Origin of the sequence: Zoogloea sp. (assembly GCF_041904905.1) — a bacterium.
GTDB lineage: Bacteria > Pseudomonadota > Gammaproteobacteria > Burkholderiales > Rhodocyclaceae > Zoogloea.
The window spans coordinates 1-18311 of sequence record NZ_JAYRMI010000006.1 but is presented as its reverse complement, the minus strand read 5'-3'; the positions used below and the strand labels follow the sequence as shown (position 1 = coordinate 18311).

The window sequence follows — 18311 nt, the reverse complement described above, 5'->3', positions numbered from 1 at the left end:
GTTCAGCCCGACACCCCCGCCACCGCCGCCTGCAGCATCTCCGCCAGACAGCGCACGCCGGGCCCGGCGCAATCCGGGTCGGCGATCACCAGATACAGCGGCACCCGCCGCAGCTCGGCCCCGCCCAGGGGCAGCGGCTTGAGCCGGCCCTCCGCCAGCTCCCGGAAGATGTGCGCCTCGGGATACCACGCAAACCCGTGCCCGGCGCAGGCCGCCGCCACCGACATGGCCATGCTGCCGAAAGTCCAGCGCTGCTCCACTTCGACGGTGGTGGTGCGACGATCCCGCACCGAGCCGGTGGCCCGCACCGGCAGATGCCGCCACGGCCGCAAGTCCTGCTCGCCCAGCTCGCGCCCAGCCCGGTGGAGCGGATGATCCGGCGCCGCCACCGCCAGCAGCGGCACGTCGATCAACGGCGTGCCCAGGAAGCCCGGCGGGATCTGCGGCGTCACCGCCAGATCGGCCTGACCGCCCAGCAAGGCCTCGGCCGTGCCGCCCAGCACCGACTCGATCACCTCCACCCGCGTCCGCGGCGCCTCCGCCCCGAAGCGCCCCAGCGCCTCGATCAGCAGATCCGGCGGAAACAACACCTCCACCGCCAGCCCGATCTCCGCCTCCCAGCCCGCCGACAGCTTGCGCGCCGCCTGCTCCAGATCCCCCGCCTCGGCCACCAGCGCCAGCGCCCGGCGGTACAACATGTGGCCGGTGGGGGTGAGCACCGCCTTGCGCCCGTGGATCTCGAAAGCCCTCACCCCCAGCACCGACTCGATCTTGTGCACCGCGTAGCTGATCGACGACTGGCTCTTGTGGAGCGCCTCGGCCGCCTGGGCGTAGCCCCCCGCATCCACCACCGCGATGAGGGCGCGCCACTGGTCAAGGCTCAGGTAAGGGGCGGGGGCAAGGGTCATGATCGAATCATCCGATAGATTTAAACCAAATCTTCTCCTTTTTTATCTTCGCGTCAAATCGTTTAATACACTCATCGCCACGGGCACGCGCCCACCCCACCAGGAGCCCCACCATGAGCACCCGCCGCCTGCAGACCATCGTCCCCTCCGTCCCGGTGTCCGACGGCGCCGGCGTCAAGCTGCGCCGCAGCCTCGGCCACAGCCAGCGCCTCGACCCCTTCCTAATGCTCGACGAGTTCGCCTCCGACAACCCCGACGACTACATCGCCGGCTTCCCGCCCCACCCCCACCGGGGCTTCGAGACCGTCACCTACATGCTCGCCGGCGCCTTCGAGCACCGCGACCACCTGGGCCACACCGGCCACCTGCGCGGCGGCGGCGCCCAGTGGATGTCCGCCGGGCGCGGCATCGTCCACTCCGAGATGCCCCTCCAGGACAGCGGCCGCCTCCACGGCTTCCAGTTCTGGATCAACCTGCCCGCCGCCGAAAAGATGAAGCCCGCCGCCTACCGCGACATCCAGCCCGAAGCGATCCCCGAGGTGGCGATCCCCGGCGGCAGCGTCAAGGTGATCGCCGGCACCCTCGACGGCGCCGGCGCCGCCCCGGTGCCCGGGCCGATCCAGGGCCTCTCCACCGCCCCCCTGTTCCTCGACGTGCGTCTCGCCGCCGGCCAGGGCTTCGCGCAGACGGTCGACGACGGCCACACCGCCTTCCTCTACCCCTACGCCGGCAGCCTGCTGGTGGGCGACGACGCCCGGCCCCTCGCCGCGCGTCAGGCCGGCGTGCTGTCGGCGGGCGAGCGCATCGCGGTCGCCGCCGGGCCCGAAGGCGCCGGCTTCCTGCTCCTCGCCGCCCGCCCCCTGGGCGAGCCGGTAGTGCAGTACGGCCCCTTCGTGATGAACACCCGCGAAGAGATCGAGCAAGCCCTCGCCGACTACCGCAACGGCACCCTCGCCTGAAACATCGGATTGCACAATCCCGGAACGCGGCGCCCCCGCGCCGTGTCCCACCCCATATTTCACCAAGGAGCCCCCATGGCCGGATTTGAAAACTACGCCCAGGACACCCACGACATCGAACTCGAGATCGAACGCAAGGGCGTCGCCCTGGGCATCGACTGGCACGACGAGGAACACGTCCGCGCCTTGGCCCGTGAAGCGCTGGATTTCGCCGGCGCCGACGAACGGGAGAAATCCTTCGACGAGCAACACCCCGATTACGCCCGGCTGGCCAAGATCGAGCTGTTCGGCCTGGCCGGGCTGATGCTGCGCACCATGCAGGAAAGCGCCGCCACCGCCGGCTTCGAGAGCCACGGCGGCGACGCCTGGAAAGCCTTCGCCCGCGCCCTGTGGGCCGAAAAGAAGCTCCGCCAGCCCGGCTGATCCGCCCCCCGCCCCGCCGTTCGTCGGCCCGCCCGGCCGCGCCTTGATTTGCCAATTTGCATGTGCTTCACTGCACTGGCAGCGCCCTGCCGGGTAGCGTTTTCCGCTCATCGTCCCCGCATGCCCGCGGCGGGTTTCCCCATGCCCGGCGCCCTTCGCGGCAGTCTCCTCCTGCCGCGGGGCGTCGACATGTTGCCAAGCTGTTTCATCCCGCCCCAGAGGGTTTACGTTTCATCGGATTGGTGTAGATTGCATAGACGGAAGCAGACGTATCGGTAACGTCACCACGCCCACAAACTTGCATCAAGCACCCCACCCGGGAAGGCGATGAAATGTTTATAGCTGGAACAAGTGCCACCCTTCGACGCCTGATCGAAGACCAGCTGGTCGCCACCGGCGGGCTGGATGGCTACGACGTCCAGCTCTTCTCCACCCGCAACTTCACCGGCACCATCACCAACAAGGTCGCCCTGTTCCTCTACCGCGTCGAGGTGGATGAATCCCGGCGCAACATCGATCTCCCCCGCCTCGCCCCCAACGCCCCCCGCCGCCAGGCCCTGGGGCTCGAGCTGCACTACCTCCTCACCGTGTGGGGGCAGCGCAACGCCGAAGGCGAACAGGTGATGCTGGCCCGCTGCATGGACATCCTCGACCGCCACGCGCTGGTCAGCGGCCCGCTCCTCGACCACACCTACCCCTGGGAGCCCGAAGACAGCCTGCGGGTTGCCATCAACCACCTCAGCACCGAAGACATGCTGCGCCTGTGGGACAGCCTCGAGCCCCCCTACCAGCTCTCGGTGCCCTACGTCGTGCGCACCGCCCGGCTCGCCGCCCGCGAGCGGCCCGACCCGGCCATCGCCGATTCGCGCACCCTGGTCTTCACGCCCCAGGTGCCCTGATGCTCGCCGCCGCCGACACGCCCCTCGCCTGGGCCGCCCGCCACTCGCCCGATCGGATCGCCGCCGTCGGCGTGCTGGCCGTGAAGGCGCTGCGCTACCTCACCGACAACGCCGACCCCGGCCTCACCCCCATCCCGGGCCTGCGGGTACGCGTCGCCGGCCACCCCGAGCGCCCCCTCTGGCACGAGACCACCGGCCTCTACGGCTTCCTGAACCTCCCGCCGGGCGAAGCCCGCATCGAGATCGACGACCCCACCGGCCGCTACCAGCCCCAGGCCATCGTCGCCACGGTGCCCGACCGGGCCGATCTCAAGGCCGCCCTCGAAGCCGGCGAGACGCCCCCCGCCGCGCCCACCCCGGCCTACCCCCAGCTCGCCCTGCGCCCGGCGCCCACCCTGCCCCTGCCCCCCGGCACCAGCGCCCTGTGGGGCGTGCTCAAGGACGCCGGCCGCCCGGTGCCCGGCGCGCTGCTCCGCCTCGCCACCGTGCGCAGCGGCGCCGCCGACAGCATCACCGCCCTCAGCGGCCCCGACGGCAGCTACCTGCTGGTGCTGCCCTTCGAGGTCATCGACCGCAGCGTCACCCCCCCGCTGCGCGCCTTCGACCGCCTGCTCACGGTGCTCGCCCCGCGCCCCGCGCTGGCCACCGCGCTCGCCACCAAAGGCTTTCTCGCCGGTCAGCCGGCCAACGTTTTTGGACTCACCGCGGCCGCGCAGAATGCGCTGTTCCTGCCGCGAAACTTTCAACTGCGCGACGCTGGCGGCGCCCTGCACCCGCAGGTCGGCGACCAGAATCCGCCCGCTTCGGTTTCGGTCGGCACCAAGATCCGGCTGGATATCGAGTTGTCACCCTAGCCAAGATGGAGGCTCGAAATGCCTGAATACCTCGCCCCGGGAGTTTACGTCGAAGAAACCAGCTTCCGCGCCAAGTCCATCGAGGGCGTGGCGACCTCCACCGCCGGCTTCGTCGGCCAGGCCCGCTTCGGCCCCACCGCCGGCCTGCCCACCCTCGTCACCGGCTTCGAGGAGTTCCAGCGCCACTTTGGCGACGGCGACGATCTGCTGCTGGGCGGCGTGCCCACCACCAACCAGCTCGCCCACGCGGTGAGGCTGTTCTTCGAGAACGGCGGCAAGCGGGTGTACGTGTCGCGCATCTTCGTGCCCACCGGCGGCGGCTCGGTGGCCGCCAGCCGCTCGGCCAGCAGCGCGATCTCGGTGCTTGGCACCGACCGCTTCCTGCGCGCCCGCTTCCCCGGCCGGGCGGGCAACGTGGTGGTCAAGATCGCCGCCACCCGCAGCGGCAACCTGCTCACCGGCGCCGCCGGCAGCCGCCGGGTGATGGGCCTGCGCCTGGGCGACGTGGTCGAGGCCGGCGCCCTCAAGGAGAGCACCGTCACCGCCGCCGGCCCCAACGCCGTCACCGGCGCCAACCTCTACAGCGTCAGCTTCGACGCCGCGGGCAGCCCGCTCCTCACCAACGCCGGCGGCACGCTCGATCTCAACGGCGCCGCCCTCGCCGCGGTGCAAAAGATCACCCTCGACATCGCCGTCGGCCCCAACCTCGACGGCTCCACCGGCAGCCGCAGCGAGCAGATCCAGCGCCTGTCGCCCCACCCGGATTCCGACCAGTTCGTCGGCCGCGTGCTGCGCCACGAAGATCCGGACGCCGGCGTCGAGCCGCCCGCCGACCGCAGCCAGCGCATCTACTTCGACGCGATGGTCGACCTGCCCAGCGTCGCCGCCCAGCGCACCACCTTCGCCCGCGACCTGCTCACCGGCCTCGTCGCCGCCTCGCCGCTCACCCTCTCCGGCGGCAGCGACGGCATCGCCCCGGACGCCGCCGCCTTCACCGGGGGCGGCAGCGGCCACGACGCCACCGGCCTCGCCGCGCTGGCCGAGATCGAAGACATCGCCATCGTCGCCGCGCCGGGCTCCGCCGCCCTCGCCTCGCCCATCGACCAAGCCGTGCGCGACGCGCTCGTCAGCCACTGCGAAAACCTGCGCTACCGCTTCGCCATCCTCGCCGGCCCGCGGGACGCCGACCAGGCCACCATCCGCCAGGTGCGCGGCCAGCACGACTCCAAATACGCCGCCATGTACTACCCCTGGCTCGTCGCCAGCACCCCCGGCAGCGCCCGCGAAACCGTGCTTTACTCGCCCGAAGGCGCGATGGCCGGCATCTACGCCCGCAGCGACATCGAGCGCGGCGTGCACAAGGCCCCGGCCAACGAAACCGTCCGCGGCGTGCTGCGCTTCTCGCGCAATGTGAACAAGGGCGAGCAGGACGTGCTCAACCCCGAAGGCATCAACTGCCTGCGCTTCTTCGAAGGCCGCGGCTACCGCGTGTGGGGCGCCCGCACCATCAGCTCCGACCCCGAGTGGACCTACATCAACGTGCGCCGGCTGTTCATCTACCTCGAACACTCCATCGACCGCGCCACCCAATGGGCGGTGTTCGAGCCCAACAACGAAGAGCTGTGGCTCAAGATCCGGCTCACCATCGAAGGCTTCCTGTACGACGTGTGGCGCACCGGCGCCCTGCTCGGCTCGCGCCCCGAAGACGCCTACTTCGTGCGCTGCGACCGCAGCACCATGAGCCAGTCGGATCTCGACAACGGCCGCCTCGTCTGCCTGATCGGCGTCGCGCCCACCAAGCCGGCCGAGTTCGTGATCTTCCGCATCGGCCAATGGACCGCCGACGCATCCATCGTCTGAGCACCGATAACCGACGTTTCAAAGGAGACCGGCAATGGCCACCCTGCGTGAAGACCCCTACGGCCCGTTCAACTTCAAGGTCACCATCAACCCCGCGAGCGGCGGCGAATTTCGCGGCGGCTTCTCCGATGTCTCGGGGCTGTCCACCGAGATCACCCACGCCGACTACCGCGAGGGCACCGACGCCTTCAACCGGCCCCGCAAGGTGCCGCTGATGTACAAGGCCGGCGACGTCACCCTCAAGCGCGGCATGATCGCCTCGCTCGACCTGTGGAACTGGGTCAATCAGGTTCGCCGCGGCAACATGGACGCCCGCGCCACCGTCGTCATCGAGCTGATGAGCGAAGACCGGGGCAGCACCGTCGCCCAGTGGAAGCTCATCAACGCCCGCCCGTCCAAATGGACCGGCCCCACGCTGGCCGCCAAGGGCGCCTCCGACGTGGCGATGGAAGAACTCACCCTGGTCTGCGAAGACCTGGAGTTCGAATAAGCCGCCCATCCGACACGCGCTGAACTGAGGTCCACTCCATGACCGTCGCGCTGCTGGGCAGCCTGTGGCGTCCCGGGCTGCCGCCCGGCATCTACGAGGAACGGCCCGCCGTGGCCACCCGCTCGAGGGTGCGCCTGGATGTCGCCGCCCTGATCGGGCTCGCCGAACGGGGGCCGGTGAACACGCCGGTCGTCATCGACGACGCCCGCCAGTTCGAAGCGATCTTCGGTCGCGCCCTGCCCGGCCTGCAGCTACCCCTGGCGGTGCGCCTGTTCTTCGCCAACGGCGGCCGGCGCTGCGTGGCGGTGCGCTGCGTGGATCACGTCAACGTCCGCACCGCGCGCCTGCTGCTCCCCGGCGTCAAGGCCGTGCGCGGCAGTTCCCGGCGGCAGGCACGCCTTGCCGCCCGCAACCCGGGTAGCTGGGGCAACCGGCTGCAGGTGCGCGCCCAGCTCATCCAGCGCCCGGTGGCGCTGGGCTTCGATCCCGTCACCCACGCCATTCGCATCCCGCCCGACCGCCCCGCCGTGGGCGCCACCCTGCGCCTCACCGGCCGCCCCACCAGCCCTGGCGCCGCACCGCGCAGCCGCTGCTTCCGGGTCGCCCTCGACGCCACCCGCCAGCCCATTCTGGTGCCCACGCCCACCGCGCCCTTCCTCGACGCCGAGCTGCTCACCGCCGCCGTCGAACTCAGCCTGCGGCTCGACGTATACCTCGACGGCAGGCGCGTCGAAACCTGGGACGACGCCGCCCTCCACCCCAGCCACCCGCGCTTCCTGCCCCGCCTGCTGGGCCGCCGCGCCGCCAGCGAAGCCCTGCTGCCGCCCCGCACCGACACCCCCGACCCCGACGCCCCGTCCGCCGAGCCCGACCGCCTGTGGGGCAACGCCGACGAGCCCTGGGGCTCCGACTACCTGCGCCCCAGCGCGCTGCTCGCCGACGCCTGGCTGTTGCCCACCAAGGCCCTGTTGGCCGCCCCCACCGGCATCCTGCTCACGGCCGCCGAGATGCCCGCCTCCCGCCATGGCCGCGACGCCACCGCCAGCACCGGGCGCCAGCATTTCTTCGAGAGCACCGCCATGGCGCTGGACGACCTCGTCGAGGATTCCGACCACCGCTTCGTGGCCTTCAACGCCCGCCCGCCGGCCCTCGACGCCCTCGCGGTGTGGGATCAGGCCCACCCCTTCGAGCCCGTCGCGCTGGTCGCCCTGCCCGATCTGCTCCACCCCACCCCGCCCGAAGCCCTCAGCCTGCCGCCGGCCCTGCCCGACGAGTTGTGCTTCGGCGCCCAGTGCAGCCGCGGCAAGGCCGACACCACCGCCAGCGCCCTGCACTACCCGCTGCTCGGCTTCGACGCCGACGAGCTGCAGGCCTGCCAGCTCGCCCTCATCCGGCACTGCGAAGCGCTGGATGCCCGCCTCGCCCTGCTCGACCTGCCCCCCGGCCTGCGCGCCGGCGACATCGTGCAATGGCGCCACGCCCTCGCCAGCCCCCGCGCCGCGCTGTACACCCCGTGGCTGCGGGTCGACGCCGACGGCACCGCCGCCACCGTGCCGCCCGCTGGCGCCGCCTGCGGCATCGCCGCGCAAGTCGAGAACGACACCGGCGTGTGGGGCGCGCCCGCCAACCGCAAGGTGCAGGGCGCCTTCGCCCGGGCCGACGACGCCGGCCTGCCCGACCCCGGCTTCCTGTTCGAAGAGCGCATCGACGAGATCCGCCGCACCGAGCGCGGGCTGATGCTCCTGGGCGCCCGCACCACCGCCACCGACCGGGACTGGACCCACATCCCGGTGCGCCGCCTCATCGACTGGCTCAAGGCCCAGCTCGCCGCCGATCTGGCCTGGGCGCCCTTCGAGCCGAACGACGCCGTGCTGTGGTCCGCCATGGCCGGCACCGCCCGCCGGCGCCTCAAGGCCCTCTTCAACGCCGGCGCCCTGGCCGGCCGCACCGACACCGACAGCTACTTCATCCGCTGCGACGCCAGCACCCACACCCAGGGCGATCTCGACGCCGGCCGGGCGATCATGCAGGTCGGCGTCGCCCCCGCCGTGCCGGCCGAATTCATCGTCTTCCGCCTCGTGCGCAGCGGCGCCGACGCCCCCCGCATCGAGGTGATCTGATGCCGGCCCAAGCCATGCTCACCCACTTCAACTTCGCCGTGCAGATCGAGCTCTCCGGCCTCGGCGGCGACGAAGGCCTGGCGCTGGGCGGGCGCAAGGGCGCCTTCTCCGAAGTCCAGGGCCTCGAGATCACCCTCGAGCCGGTCACCTTCCGCGAAGGCGGCTACAACCGCGGCACTCGCCAGCTCGTCGGCAAGACCACCAACCCGCCGCTGGTGCTCAAGCGCGGCCTGTCCCTCGACCCCGCCTTCTGGGCCTGGGTCCAGCGCTGCATCGACGGCACCTTTCCGCTGCCCTACGTCTCCGGCACGATCCGGGTGATGCAGGCCGACAGCACCGCCGCCGGCGCCGGCGTGTGGCGTTTCGAGAACGGCATCGTCACAAAGGTCAAGTGTGTTGACCTGAATGCCGCCACCGCCCGCGAAGTGGCCCTCGAAGAACTCCACATCGTCCACGAAGGCCTGAGCCGGGAGCAGTCATGAGCGCATCCGCCCAGCCGCCCGAAGGACGCGCGACTCCTCCCTTGGGGAGGGTTGAGCCGGGGAGTCACGACGCCCTGCGCCGTGCCGGCGAAACGGGCCGGCCGTGCAAAGCCGGCCCACCGTCCGCCTGCGACAGGAGGGCCGTACCATGAGCACCGCCCAGTTCCGCCGTGCCAAGCTCGTCCCCTTCGACGCCGGCGGTCGCAACGTCGAAGAGAACCGCGCCATCCCCCTCGACTTCAACCCCGAGACCCTCACCCTCAAAGTCTCCGCCGGCGAGCAGCGCGACCGCGGCCGCCGCGGCCGCCAGCAGGTGCAGAACGTCGGCTCGTCCAAGGCCACCCTGTCCTTCGAGTGCTACTTCGACTCCACCCGCCCCCGCGACGACGACACCAACGAGGGGGGCGGCGGCGAAGAGATGCTCGACGTGCGCGTGCGCACCAAGCCCATCGCCGATCTGGTGCAAACCTACGGCAGCGGGCGCGAGCAGGCCCCCCGGCGGGTCCAGTTCCGCTGGGGCACGCTGCTCTTCAACGGCGTCATCTCGTCCCACCAGGAGGTCTTCGACTACTTCACCCCCAGCGGCGTGCCCCTGCGCTCCAAGGTTCAGCTCACCCTCACCGAGCAGGAGTTCCGCTACGAAGTGAACGCCAGCGACGCCGCCCAGCGTCGCCAGGCCGTGGAGCAGGCGAGCAGCGGCGCCCGCAGCCAGGCCGCCGCGGCCGGCGCCGGCAGCCTGCTGGGCGGCGGTGCCAACGGCGGGCTGGGCTTCGATCTCTCCGCCGGCTTCGCGCTGTCGGCCAGCCTCGACGTGAATCTGGACGTGAGCCTCTCCGCCCAGGTCGGGCTGTCGGCCAGCCTGGGCGCCTCGGCCGACATCGGCCTGTCGGTAGGCGCCGGCATCACGCTCGACGCCTCCACCGCCATCGACGTCTTCGGCCCCGCCGCCCTCGGCGCCACCGGCGACCTGGGCAAGAGCGGCCTCGCCATCCCCAAACCCTCGCCCGGCCTCGCCGCCGCCGGCGTCACCCCCAACCCGTGGGCGCCCGACGGCCCGGCCCCCGGCAGCAAGGCCGCCGGGCTCGCCGCCGTGGTGAGCGACCAGCGCGCCGCGGGCGCCGTGCCCCCCCTGCCCAAGCCCACCGGCGGCGGATCGGCCTCCGGCGCCAGCAACTCAAGCCCAAACGCCCCGCTGCCCGTGCGCGGCAGCCCGCCGCTGGCCCTGCGCCGCAGCCCGCCCGCCGGCAGCCCGCTGTTCGCCACCGGCGGCGCCCCCGTCGAGCTGGCCGCCGGCGAACGCCGCCCCCGCTGGGAGACCCTCCCCGCCCCCGCCGCGTCCGCCAGCGGCGCCGCCAACTCCACCTGCACCTGCGGCGGCTGTGGCTGCCAGCGCTGCTCGGATTGCTGACCATGCCCGTCACCATCGGCGAACTCTCCACCACCATCGAAACCCTGCCCGGCGACAGCGCCGAACGGGGCAGCGGCGGCAGCGCGCCGGCCGACGACACCGCCTTCGAAGTGCGCATCGAAGATCTGCGCGCCCTCGTCCGCGCCCTGGTGGCCGAAGAACTCGAACGCCAGCTGCGCCACCGCGGAGACTGCCCGTGAGCGACGCCCCCCTCCTCGCCAGCGGCCGGCCGCAGATCACCGTCGATGGCCGACGCGCCGACCGCCTCGAAGCCGACCTGATCCGCCTCGAAGCCCGGGCCGACGCCGCCGGCGTAGCCTCCCTCGAAGCCGTGTTCCTCAACTGGGGCAGCCGCGAAACCGGCCAGCCGGTGGATTACGTGCACTTCCACACCGCCGATCTCGATTTCGGCAAGCGCCTCGCCATTTCATTCACCACCGGCGGGCAGGCACAAACCGTCTTCGACGGCCTCATCACCGGCATGGGCGCCGCCTTCCCCGAGCTGCGCCCGCCCGAATTCAGCCTGCTCGCCGAAGACGACCTCGCCGCCCTGCGCTACCACCGCCGCACCCGCCTCTCCGAAAACCAGAGCGACGGCGACATCGCCGCGCGCATCCTCACCGACGCCGGCCTGAGCCCCGACGCCGGCCGCAGCGGCGCCAGCCACGTGGCGCTCCTGCAAGTGAACGAAGACGAACTCACCGCCCTGCGCAACCGCAGCGGCGACGCCCTCATCAGTCTTCGCGACGGCACCGCGCACATCAGCGAAGCCTCCGCCCTCACCGACCCGCCCATCCGCCTCACCCGCGAGAACGAGCTGATCCGCTTCACCGTGCTCGCCGACCTCGCCCACCAGCGCGGCGAAGTGCGCGTGCATGGCTACGACGTGGCGGCCAAGGCGGCCATCCACGAAAGCGCCGACGCCGACGCCATCCGCCCCGAAGCCGGCCCCGGCCGCCTGGGCCCCGAGGTCGTCGGGCGGGTCTTCCCCGACGCCTCCGACGACCTGCACCTCGAAGCCCCCGCCACGGCTGCCGAAGCCCGCGCCGCGGCCGAAGCTGCCCTGCGCCGCCGGGCCCGCCGCTTCGTGCGCGGGGTCGGCGTCACCCGCGGCACGCCGCAGCTGCACGTCGGCTCGAAGGTCGAGCTGGTCGATCTCGGCCCGTGGTTCGCCGGCACCTACCTGGTCACCGCCGTCACCCACCGCTTCGACCAGCAGGACGGCTACCGCACCGAGTTCGAAGCCCAGCGGCCCAACCTGGGAGACGCCTCATGATCCCCGGCGCAAGCGCCCCCCCGGCCGGCGACCGCCCGCGCCTCTACGGCGTCTACCCGGCCCTCGTCACCGACGTTCAAGACCCGGACAACCAGGGCCGGGTACAGATCAGGCTGCCCTTCGTCGAAGAGAGCGACGGCGGCAGCGCGCTGGCCTGGGCCCGCCTCGCCACGATGATGGCCGGCGGCGACCGGGGCACCTGGTTCATCCCCGAGGTGGACGACGAAGTGCTGGTTGCCTTCACCGCCGGCGACCCCCGACGCCCGGTGGTGATCGGCGCCCTCTGGAACGGCGTGGACGCCCCGCCCGAGACGATGGACAGCGCCAACAACCTGCGCTCCATCACCTCCCGCAGCGGCCACACGCTCACCTTCGACGACACCGCAGGCGCCGAAAAAGTCGAACTCAAGACCAAGGGCGGCCACACCTTCACGCTGGACGATGCTGCCGGCGGCACCGTCACCCTCGCCCACAGCAACGGCGCCACCGTCAAGATCGACGCCGCCGGCAACATCGAGATCACCGCCAACGTCAAGGTCAAGGTCAACGCCCCCGCCGGCCTCGACGTCACCGCCGCGATGGTCACCGTCAACGCCGCCATGTCCAGCTTCTCCGGCGTGGTGAAGGCCGACACCGTCATCACCAACAGCGTGGTGTCGGCCAGCTACACGCCCGGCGCGGGGAACATATGGTAGCCAAGGCCCCCGCCGCGCGGCGGCTCCTCGTCCCGGCCAACCGCCCCCCCTCGCGGGAGCACCTGTTTGCCGCCGATCCCTTCTTCCTGCGACCGTCCGACGCGCAGCCCGTCGCCGCCCGCCCGCGCATCCTCTCCTTCGAGAGCGATGCCTTCATGGACGACTTCCTCGCCGTCGCCGCCGGCAAGCGCCTCGCCCCGCCCCGGCTCCTGCCCTGGCGCGACTGGGCCGAGCCGCCCGCCGGGCTGGTGGACGCCGCCGGCGCGCCCCGCTACCCGACCACCGCCCCCACCGACCTCGTGCGCCGCCCGCCCGGCGCTGCCGACATCGACCCCGCCAGCGGCCCCGCGATGGACGACGACGGCATCCCCCACGGCCTCGTCAGCGGCGAGAAGACCACCACCCCGCCCTGGCTACGCAAGCTCTACCTGCCCACCCACGAGCGCTTCAACCTCATCGGCTTCGACCTGATCTGCGGCGCCGCCGGCCTGCCCCGGGTGGCCCGCAGCCGGGTGAAGGGCAGCGGCGCGGTCATCCGCCGCCTCGTGCCCGACCCCACCCAGGAGCGCTGGGAAGACTGGGTCACCGTCGATGAAAAGCACGGCGCCTGGCTGCCGCTGCTCCCCGCAAGCCTGCACACCGGCACACCCGTCGACCCGGCCGCCCTCACCCCGCCGGCCGGCCTCGAAGCCCGCCTGCGCACCCTCTTCGGGCTCACCGCCGCCACCCCGCTGCCGCCCATCGCCCTGGCCAGCCAGCCCCTCGTGCTGCTGCCGCCCGACGCCGGCCACGCCGCAGACCACTGCACCCTCTACGGCTACCTGCCGGTGTTCAGCGCCGCCCGGGAAATCCCCCTCCAGCCGCTCACCGGCAGCACCGTCGCCGAGATCGCCGCCGCCCTCGCCCAGCAAAGCCGCAGCCGCCTCGACACCCTGTTCCAGCACGCCGCCGACCTGCGCGACGCCGCCCGCCCCCATCTGCGCTCCCTGCTCGACGCCACCGTGCTGCCCGCGCGCCCCGGCACCGCCGCCGCGGCCAGCGCCGAAACCTTCGCCGCCGGGCTGGCCGCCAGCGCCCCCCCCGGGCTCGGACAAGTGGGCAACGTGCTCGGTCGCAGCATCGACCTCGCCCTGCGCCAGGCCCTCGCCCGGCTGTGGCGGTTCGCCACCGACCCCACCACCGACGACGACGACATCGCCGGCACCTTGCGCAGCGCCGACACCCTGTGGGCCGACAGCCACGCCGCCACCGCCGCCAGCGAGCCCGGCCTCTTCGACAACCTGCCCGATTTCAGCCCCGTGCCCGGCAACCAGACCGCCCAGTGGCTCGCCGCCAGCGCCCCCGCTGGCGCCTGGGACACCCTGCTGCGCCTGCGCCTGCACCAGCTGATGGACGCCTGGCTCGCCGGCGCCGCCCTGCCCCCGCCGGCCCTGGGCGGCGCCAGCCTCATCAACCCCGGCCACCTCGCCCTGGTGGTGGCAATGGCCCTGCTGCGCCTGCGCGGCTGCCGGCTCACCATCGCCGCCAGCATCAACCAGGCCCTTTACGGCGACCGCAAGCCCGCCGAACTCAAAGCCTTCGCCGCCGACGGCAAGCGCGAACTGGGCCTGCCGGCACTGGCCGAGACGATCGAAGCCGTGCTGGCGATGGAAGCCGCCCGGAGCGACATCACTGCCATTCCGCCGTGGCCGCAGGTCGCCCTGCCGGCCCAGTGGGTTCTTGACGTACACGACGACGGCCAGGCCATCGCCAGAATCTACGCCCGCTTCGACGACGGCCTCGCCACCGCCGGCAACGCCGCCATCGACCAGCTCAAGGCCCGCGCCGCCAGCATCGAAGGCCAGCTGGACAGCGCCCTGCACACCTGCGACGCCGGCCTCGACATCGACGCCGCCCGCCTCAGCTTCACCGAGCAACCTCTGTGCGGCCTGCTGGTGCTGCCCGGCATCCGCCTCGACAGCACCGCCTTCACCGCCTTCCGCAACGCCGCAGGCGCCCGCTACATCGCCGACCCCGAACGCGCCGCCCTGCCCGAAGCCCGTACCGACGACGCCCAGCCGCGCCTGCGCTTCGACGCCGAACACCTCTACGCCGCCTGGGCCTGGGTGCGCGTCGCCGGCCGCACCCCCTGCGAACCCGAGCGCATCGTCTGGACGCAGCGCACCGAACCCTTCTCCATCGCCGACCCCACCGACCTCCTCGGCGCCCGCCCGGCCAGCATCCAGATGCCCGACATCCCCAAGCTGCTGCGCGACATCCCGCGCATCGCCCGGGCCCGGGCCAAGCCCTTCGCCGGCATGGCCTCGCCGCCTGGCTCCGGGGTCGTCACCGGCGAAGACATGGCCGACACCCGGCGCGATTTCGGCATCGGCATGATCTGCAACTTCGGCATCCCCATCCTGACGATCTGCGCGCTGATCCTCTTCAAGATCATCTTCACCGTCCTCATCGCGCTACCCTCGTTCAGCTGGATGCTCTTCCTCAAGTTCTGCCTGCCATTTCCCAAGAGGGGACCATGAGCACAGCCAAGCTCGGCACCGGCCTTCGCTTTCCGCTCGTCACCGGCGACGGCTTCGGCTGGATCTCCGGTGCCGGCGCGGTGGAGCAATCCATCCGCAGCATCCTCCTCACCGAACCCGGCGAGCGCATCGCCCGCCCCAACTTCGGCGTCGGGCTGCGGCGTTTCCTCTTCGCGCCCAACAGCCTCGAACTGCGCACCCAGATCCGCGCCGCCGTCACCGACGCCCTGGCCCGCGACGAAGCCCGCATCCGCGTCGAATCGGTCGCCGTCAACACCGACCCGCGGGAACCCACCGTGCTCTCCATCGCCATCCGCTACCAGATCCTCGACGAGCCCGGCGTGCAGAACCTCGTCTTTCCCTTCTATCTGAACGGGGGTCGCTGAGATGAAACAACGCCCCCCGAAGCACCAGCGGCGAGGAGGGCCGGCCGCTCCGGAGCGGCCGAGCGCGGCCGGCCTGTGGCCCGTTTCATGCGCCATGGGTGGTGCACCGCTCAATGGAGAACTGACATGAAACAGCCCCACATCGACGGCCTCTGTGCTCTCCGCGGCGAACCTCGCCGCCTCTCCACTGCAGGGCGGTGCTGACATGGCCATCCTTCCTCCCCGCCTCGACGACCGCGCCTTCGACGACCTGCGCGCCGAACTCATCCGCCGCATCCCCACCCACGCGCCGGAATGGACCGACCACAACGCCGCCGATCCCGGCATCGCGCTCATCGAGCTCTTCGCCGCCCTCGGCGACAACGTGCTCTACCGCCTCAACCGGGTGCCCGAAGCCGCCCGGCTGGCCTTCCTCAACCTGCTGGCGATCCCGCCCAAGCCCGCCCGCGCCGCCCAGGCCATGGTGAGGCTCGACGCCCGCCGGAGCGTGGCGCCGGTGCCGGTGGATTTCACCATCGGCAGCCCCACCCTCGAATTCACCGCCGGCGACATCCACTTCCAGGCCCTCGACGAGATCACCGTGCTCCCGCTCGAACTCAGCGCCTGGATCAAGCAGCCCTATTCCGGCCCCGTGCTCGCCGGCGGCATCGAGAACGTCAGCACCCTGCTCGCCGATCACCTCGGCAGCACCCCCGAACTCGCCCAGTACCGGGCCTTCCCCCTCGATGCCCCCCAGGGCGGCCGCCTGCCGGCGCCCCTCTCGTCCGGCGCCAGTCTCGACGGGCGCATCTGGCTGTGCCTCGCCGCCCCCGAAGCCACCTGGGCCGACGCCCTCAAGGCCGCCGGCAACGATGCCGCCGCCGCCCGCACCGCCCTGCGCCGCGGCCTCTCCGGGCAAGTGCTCAACCTGGGCGCCCACACCGACGACGCCCTGTGCGGCAGCACCGATCACCACCGCTGCCCCGACGCCGGCACCGACCCCGAACGCTGGCCCCTGCGCTGGGAGATCTCCACCGGCGGCTTCACCGGCGCCTCCGCGCAGGTGGACCGGGTGCGCTACCAGCGCCTCGCCGTGGTGGCCGACACCACCGACAACCTCGGCCGCCGCGGCACGATCCGCCTGCGTCTGCCCGACGCCGGCGCCAGCGCCGAACCCTTCGGCAACTGGACGGCCGCCAGCTTCGCCACGCCCGACCCCGACCTGCTGGGCATCGGCGAACTCCCCCCGCGCATCGACAACGACAAGCTCGCCCAGCGAGTGCTCGGCTGGATCCGCGTCAGCCGCGCCGACGCCACCCACCCACCCATCCGCCTGCGCTGGATCGACGCCAACGTGGTGCGGGTCGAGCAAGCCGTCACCGCCGCCGCCGAGCTGCTGGGCTACGGCGACGGGCGCACCGGCCAGCGCCACACCCTGTCGCGCACCCCGGTCATCCCGGGCAGCCAGCAGGTGCAGGTATCCGGCCCCCTGGGCTGGGAAAACTGGCAGGCGGTAGACGACCTCGCCCTCGCCGGCCCGGACGACCCCTTCTACACGCTGGACCCGACCGACGGCAGCATCGCCTTCGGCGACGGCATCCACGGCCGCATCCCCCTGCCCGGCGAGGCCATCCGCTGCCTCACCTACAAGTACGGCGGCGGCGTGCGCGGCAACGTGGGCGCCGAGCGCATCAACCGGGTGTTCCGCGCCGCACCGCCGGCCGCGCTGGCCCTGAAGGCCACCAACCCGCTGCCCGCAGAGTTCGGCGCCGACGCCGAAACCCTGCCCGAAGCCAGCGCCCGCATCCCCGAAGTCCTGCGCCACAACGACCGCGCCGTGGCCACCGACGACTTCGCCGCCCTGGCCCTCGAAACCCCCGCCGTGCAGGTGGGCCGCGCCCAGGTGCTGCCCCGCCACAAGCCCCACGAGCGGGTCGATGGCGTGCCCGGCGTGGTCACCCTGATCGTGCTGCCCGCCTACGACCCGATGCAGCCCGACCAGCCCACGCCAGACAAAGAGATGCTGCGCCGCGTCTGCGCCTGGCTCGAACCCCGTCGCCTCGTGACCACCGAGCTTTACGTCACCCCGCCGCAATACGTGCGCCTGTCCTGCTCGGTGGCCGTCGAACCCGATGCCGGCGCCGCCGAGGAAACCCTGCGCCGCCACATCGAGCTTGCCCTGCGCCAGCACCTCGCCCCGCTGCCGCCCTACGGGCCGGATGGCAAGGGCTGGCCCTTCGGCCGCCCCGTGCGCGACCGCGACATCGAAGCCGCCACCCTGCGGGTGCAGGGCGTGAAGCTGGTGAACAAAGTGTTCGTGGTGGGCGAGGAGATCAGCCGCACCGGCGTGCGCACCGCGGTCGACGAGGCCGTCGCCCTGCTGCCCTGGCAGCTGCCGGTGCTGCTGGAGGTCAAGGTCGCCATCGGCGCCGACGCCACTGCCGAAGCCCTGCCCCCGCTCGACACCGAAGCCCTCCCCACGCCGGTAAGCAGCATGCCGGTGCCGGTGGGCAAGGAGGAATGCTGATGAACCCCCGCCGCACCGCGCCCCCCGTCGCCCGGTGCCCGGCCCCGGAGACGCTGCCATGACCGGCCCGCGCTTCGCCCACCTCACCGGCCGCCCCATGTGGGAACGCTGCGACCACGCCGGCACGCGCATCGAAGGCGCGCCCGCCGCGGTGGTGCTCGCCCCCAAAGGCACCGGCACCGACGCCCCCCCGCCCCCCACCCCGGCCGACTACGCCGCCTGGCAGGCCAGCCTGGGCAGCGCGGCGGTGCTGCCCTGCCCGCCCGATCAATGCACCGACGGCCACGTGGTGCTCGCCCAGCCCGGCCGCCCCCTCGCCATCCTCACCCCCGCCGGCTGGCTGCCCCTGCCCGCGCCCCGCCCGGCCCCGGCCCCCGCGCCCGCCCCGGGGCTGGATTTCGCCCCGCTCGCCCCCCCGCCGGCCCCCGCCTCGCCCGACGCCATCGCCCTCGACCCCCTCGGGCGCTGCTGGCTGCTCGACCGGGCCGGGCGCCGCCTGCTCCTGCTCACCCCCGAATTCCACGTA

At 72.4% G+C, this 18311-nt stretch carries 17 protein-coding genes; 16 read left to right on the top strand and 1 reads right to left on the bottom strand.

Features of this window, described 5'->3' with window-relative positions:
- Window positions 1–2 precede the first annotated feature (2 nt).
- Complete coding sequence (locus tag ACE3N6_RS02925; protein WP_374243672.1) at window positions 3–908, bottom strand: LysR family transcriptional regulator; 906 nt, start codon at window positions 906–908, stop codon at window positions 3–5.
- A 113-nt stretch (window positions 909–1021) separates the two neighbouring features.
- Between ACE3N6_RS02925 and ACE3N6_RS02920 the strand changes: the two genes are divergently transcribed.
- The 16 genes from ACE3N6_RS02920 to ACE3N6_RS02845 all read left to right on the top strand — a co-directional run.
- A complete protein-coding gene (locus ACE3N6_RS02920; RefSeq protein WP_374243671.1) occupies window positions 1022–1867 on the top strand; it encodes a pirin family protein in 846 nt (281 codons plus the stop codon).
- A gap of 75 nt (window positions 1868–1942) precedes the next feature.
- Complete coding sequence (locus ACE3N6_RS02915; RefSeq protein ID WP_374243670.1) at window positions 1943–2290, top strand: hypothetical protein; 348 nt, start codon at window positions 1943–1945, stop codon at window positions 2288–2290.
- Between the two features lie 332 nt (window positions 2291–2622).
- Window positions 2623–3189, top strand: a complete 567-nt coding sequence (locus ACE3N6_RS02910; RefSeq protein WP_374243669.1) for a DUF4255 domain-containing protein — start codon at window positions 2623–2625, stop codon at window positions 3187–3189.
- Window positions 3189–4043 carry a hypothetical protein gene (locus ACE3N6_RS02905; protein ID WP_374243668.1) on the top strand — a complete coding sequence of 285 codons (855 nt, stop codon included), beginning with the start codon at window positions 3189–3191 and terminating at the stop codon, window positions 4041–4043. Before ACE3N6_RS02910 ends, ACE3N6_RS02905 begins: the two co-directional genes overlap by 1 nt.
- 18 nt (window positions 4044–4061) lie before the next feature.
- Window positions 4062–5903, top strand: a complete 1842-nt coding sequence (locus tag ACE3N6_RS02900) for a phage tail sheath family protein (RefSeq protein WP_374243667.1) — start codon at window positions 4062–4064, stop codon at window positions 5901–5903.
- A 34-nt stretch (window positions 5904–5937) separates the two neighbouring features.
- Entirely contained in the window at window positions 5938–6393 is a 456-nt protein-coding gene (locus ACE3N6_RS02895) for a phage tail protein (protein WP_284187166.1), read from the top strand.
- A 38-nt stretch (window positions 6394–6431) separates the two neighbouring features.
- Window positions 6432–8513 carry a phage tail sheath family protein gene (locus ACE3N6_RS02890; RefSeq protein WP_374243666.1) on the top strand — a complete coding sequence of 694 codons (2082 nt, stop codon included), beginning with the start codon at window positions 6432–6434 and terminating at the stop codon, window positions 8511–8513.
- Window positions 8513–8995: a phage tail protein gene (locus ACE3N6_RS02885; protein WP_374243665.1), complete on the top strand. Its 483-nt coding sequence runs from the start codon at window positions 8513–8515 to the stop codon at window positions 8993–8995. The genes ACE3N6_RS02890 and ACE3N6_RS02885 overlap by 1 nt, the downstream gene beginning before the upstream one ends.
- A gap of 148 nt (window positions 8996–9143) precedes the next feature.
- Window positions 9144–10403, top strand: a complete 1260-nt coding sequence (locus tag ACE3N6_RS02880; RefSeq protein WP_374243664.1) for a hypothetical protein — start codon at window positions 9144–9146, stop codon at window positions 10401–10403.
- A gap of 2 nt (window positions 10404–10405) precedes the next feature.
- Window positions 10406–10603, top strand: coding sequence for a hypothetical protein (locus ACE3N6_RS02875; RefSeq protein ID WP_374243663.1), 198 nt, complete (start codon window positions 10406–10408; stop codon window positions 10601–10603).
- A complete protein-coding gene (locus ACE3N6_RS02870; protein WP_374243662.1) occupies window positions 10600–11679 on the top strand; it encodes a phage late control D family protein in 1080 nt (359 codons plus the stop codon). The genes ACE3N6_RS02875 and ACE3N6_RS02870 overlap by 4 nt, the downstream gene beginning before the upstream one ends.
- Window positions 11676–12374, top strand: a complete 699-nt coding sequence (locus tag ACE3N6_RS02865; protein ID WP_374243661.1) for a phage baseplate assembly protein V — start codon at window positions 11676–11678, stop codon at window positions 12372–12374. Before ACE3N6_RS02870 ends, ACE3N6_RS02865 begins: the two co-directional genes overlap by 4 nt.
- The gene (locus tag ACE3N6_RS02860) at window positions 12368–14893 is read left to right on the top strand and encodes a hypothetical protein (protein WP_374243660.1); all 2526 of its coding nucleotides are present in this window, start codon (window positions 12368–12370) and stop codon (window positions 14891–14893) included. The genes ACE3N6_RS02865 and ACE3N6_RS02860 overlap by 7 nt, the downstream gene beginning before the upstream one ends.
- The gene (locus tag ACE3N6_RS02855) at window positions 14890–15279 is read left to right on the top strand and encodes a GPW/gp25 family protein (protein ID WP_374243659.1); all 390 of its coding nucleotides are present in this window, start codon (window positions 14890–14892) and stop codon (window positions 15277–15279) included. Before ACE3N6_RS02860 ends, ACE3N6_RS02855 begins: the two co-directional genes overlap by 4 nt.
- Window positions 15280–15484: 205 nt before the next feature.
- Entirely contained in the window at window positions 15485–17785 is a 2301-nt protein-coding gene (locus tag ACE3N6_RS02850) for a putative baseplate assembly protein (protein ID WP_374243658.1), read from the top strand.
- A gap of 58 nt (window positions 17786–17843) precedes the next feature.
- Window positions 17844–18311 (top strand): hypothetical protein (locus ACE3N6_RS02845; RefSeq protein WP_374243657.1); only part of this gene is annotated, 468 nt, incomplete at its 3' end.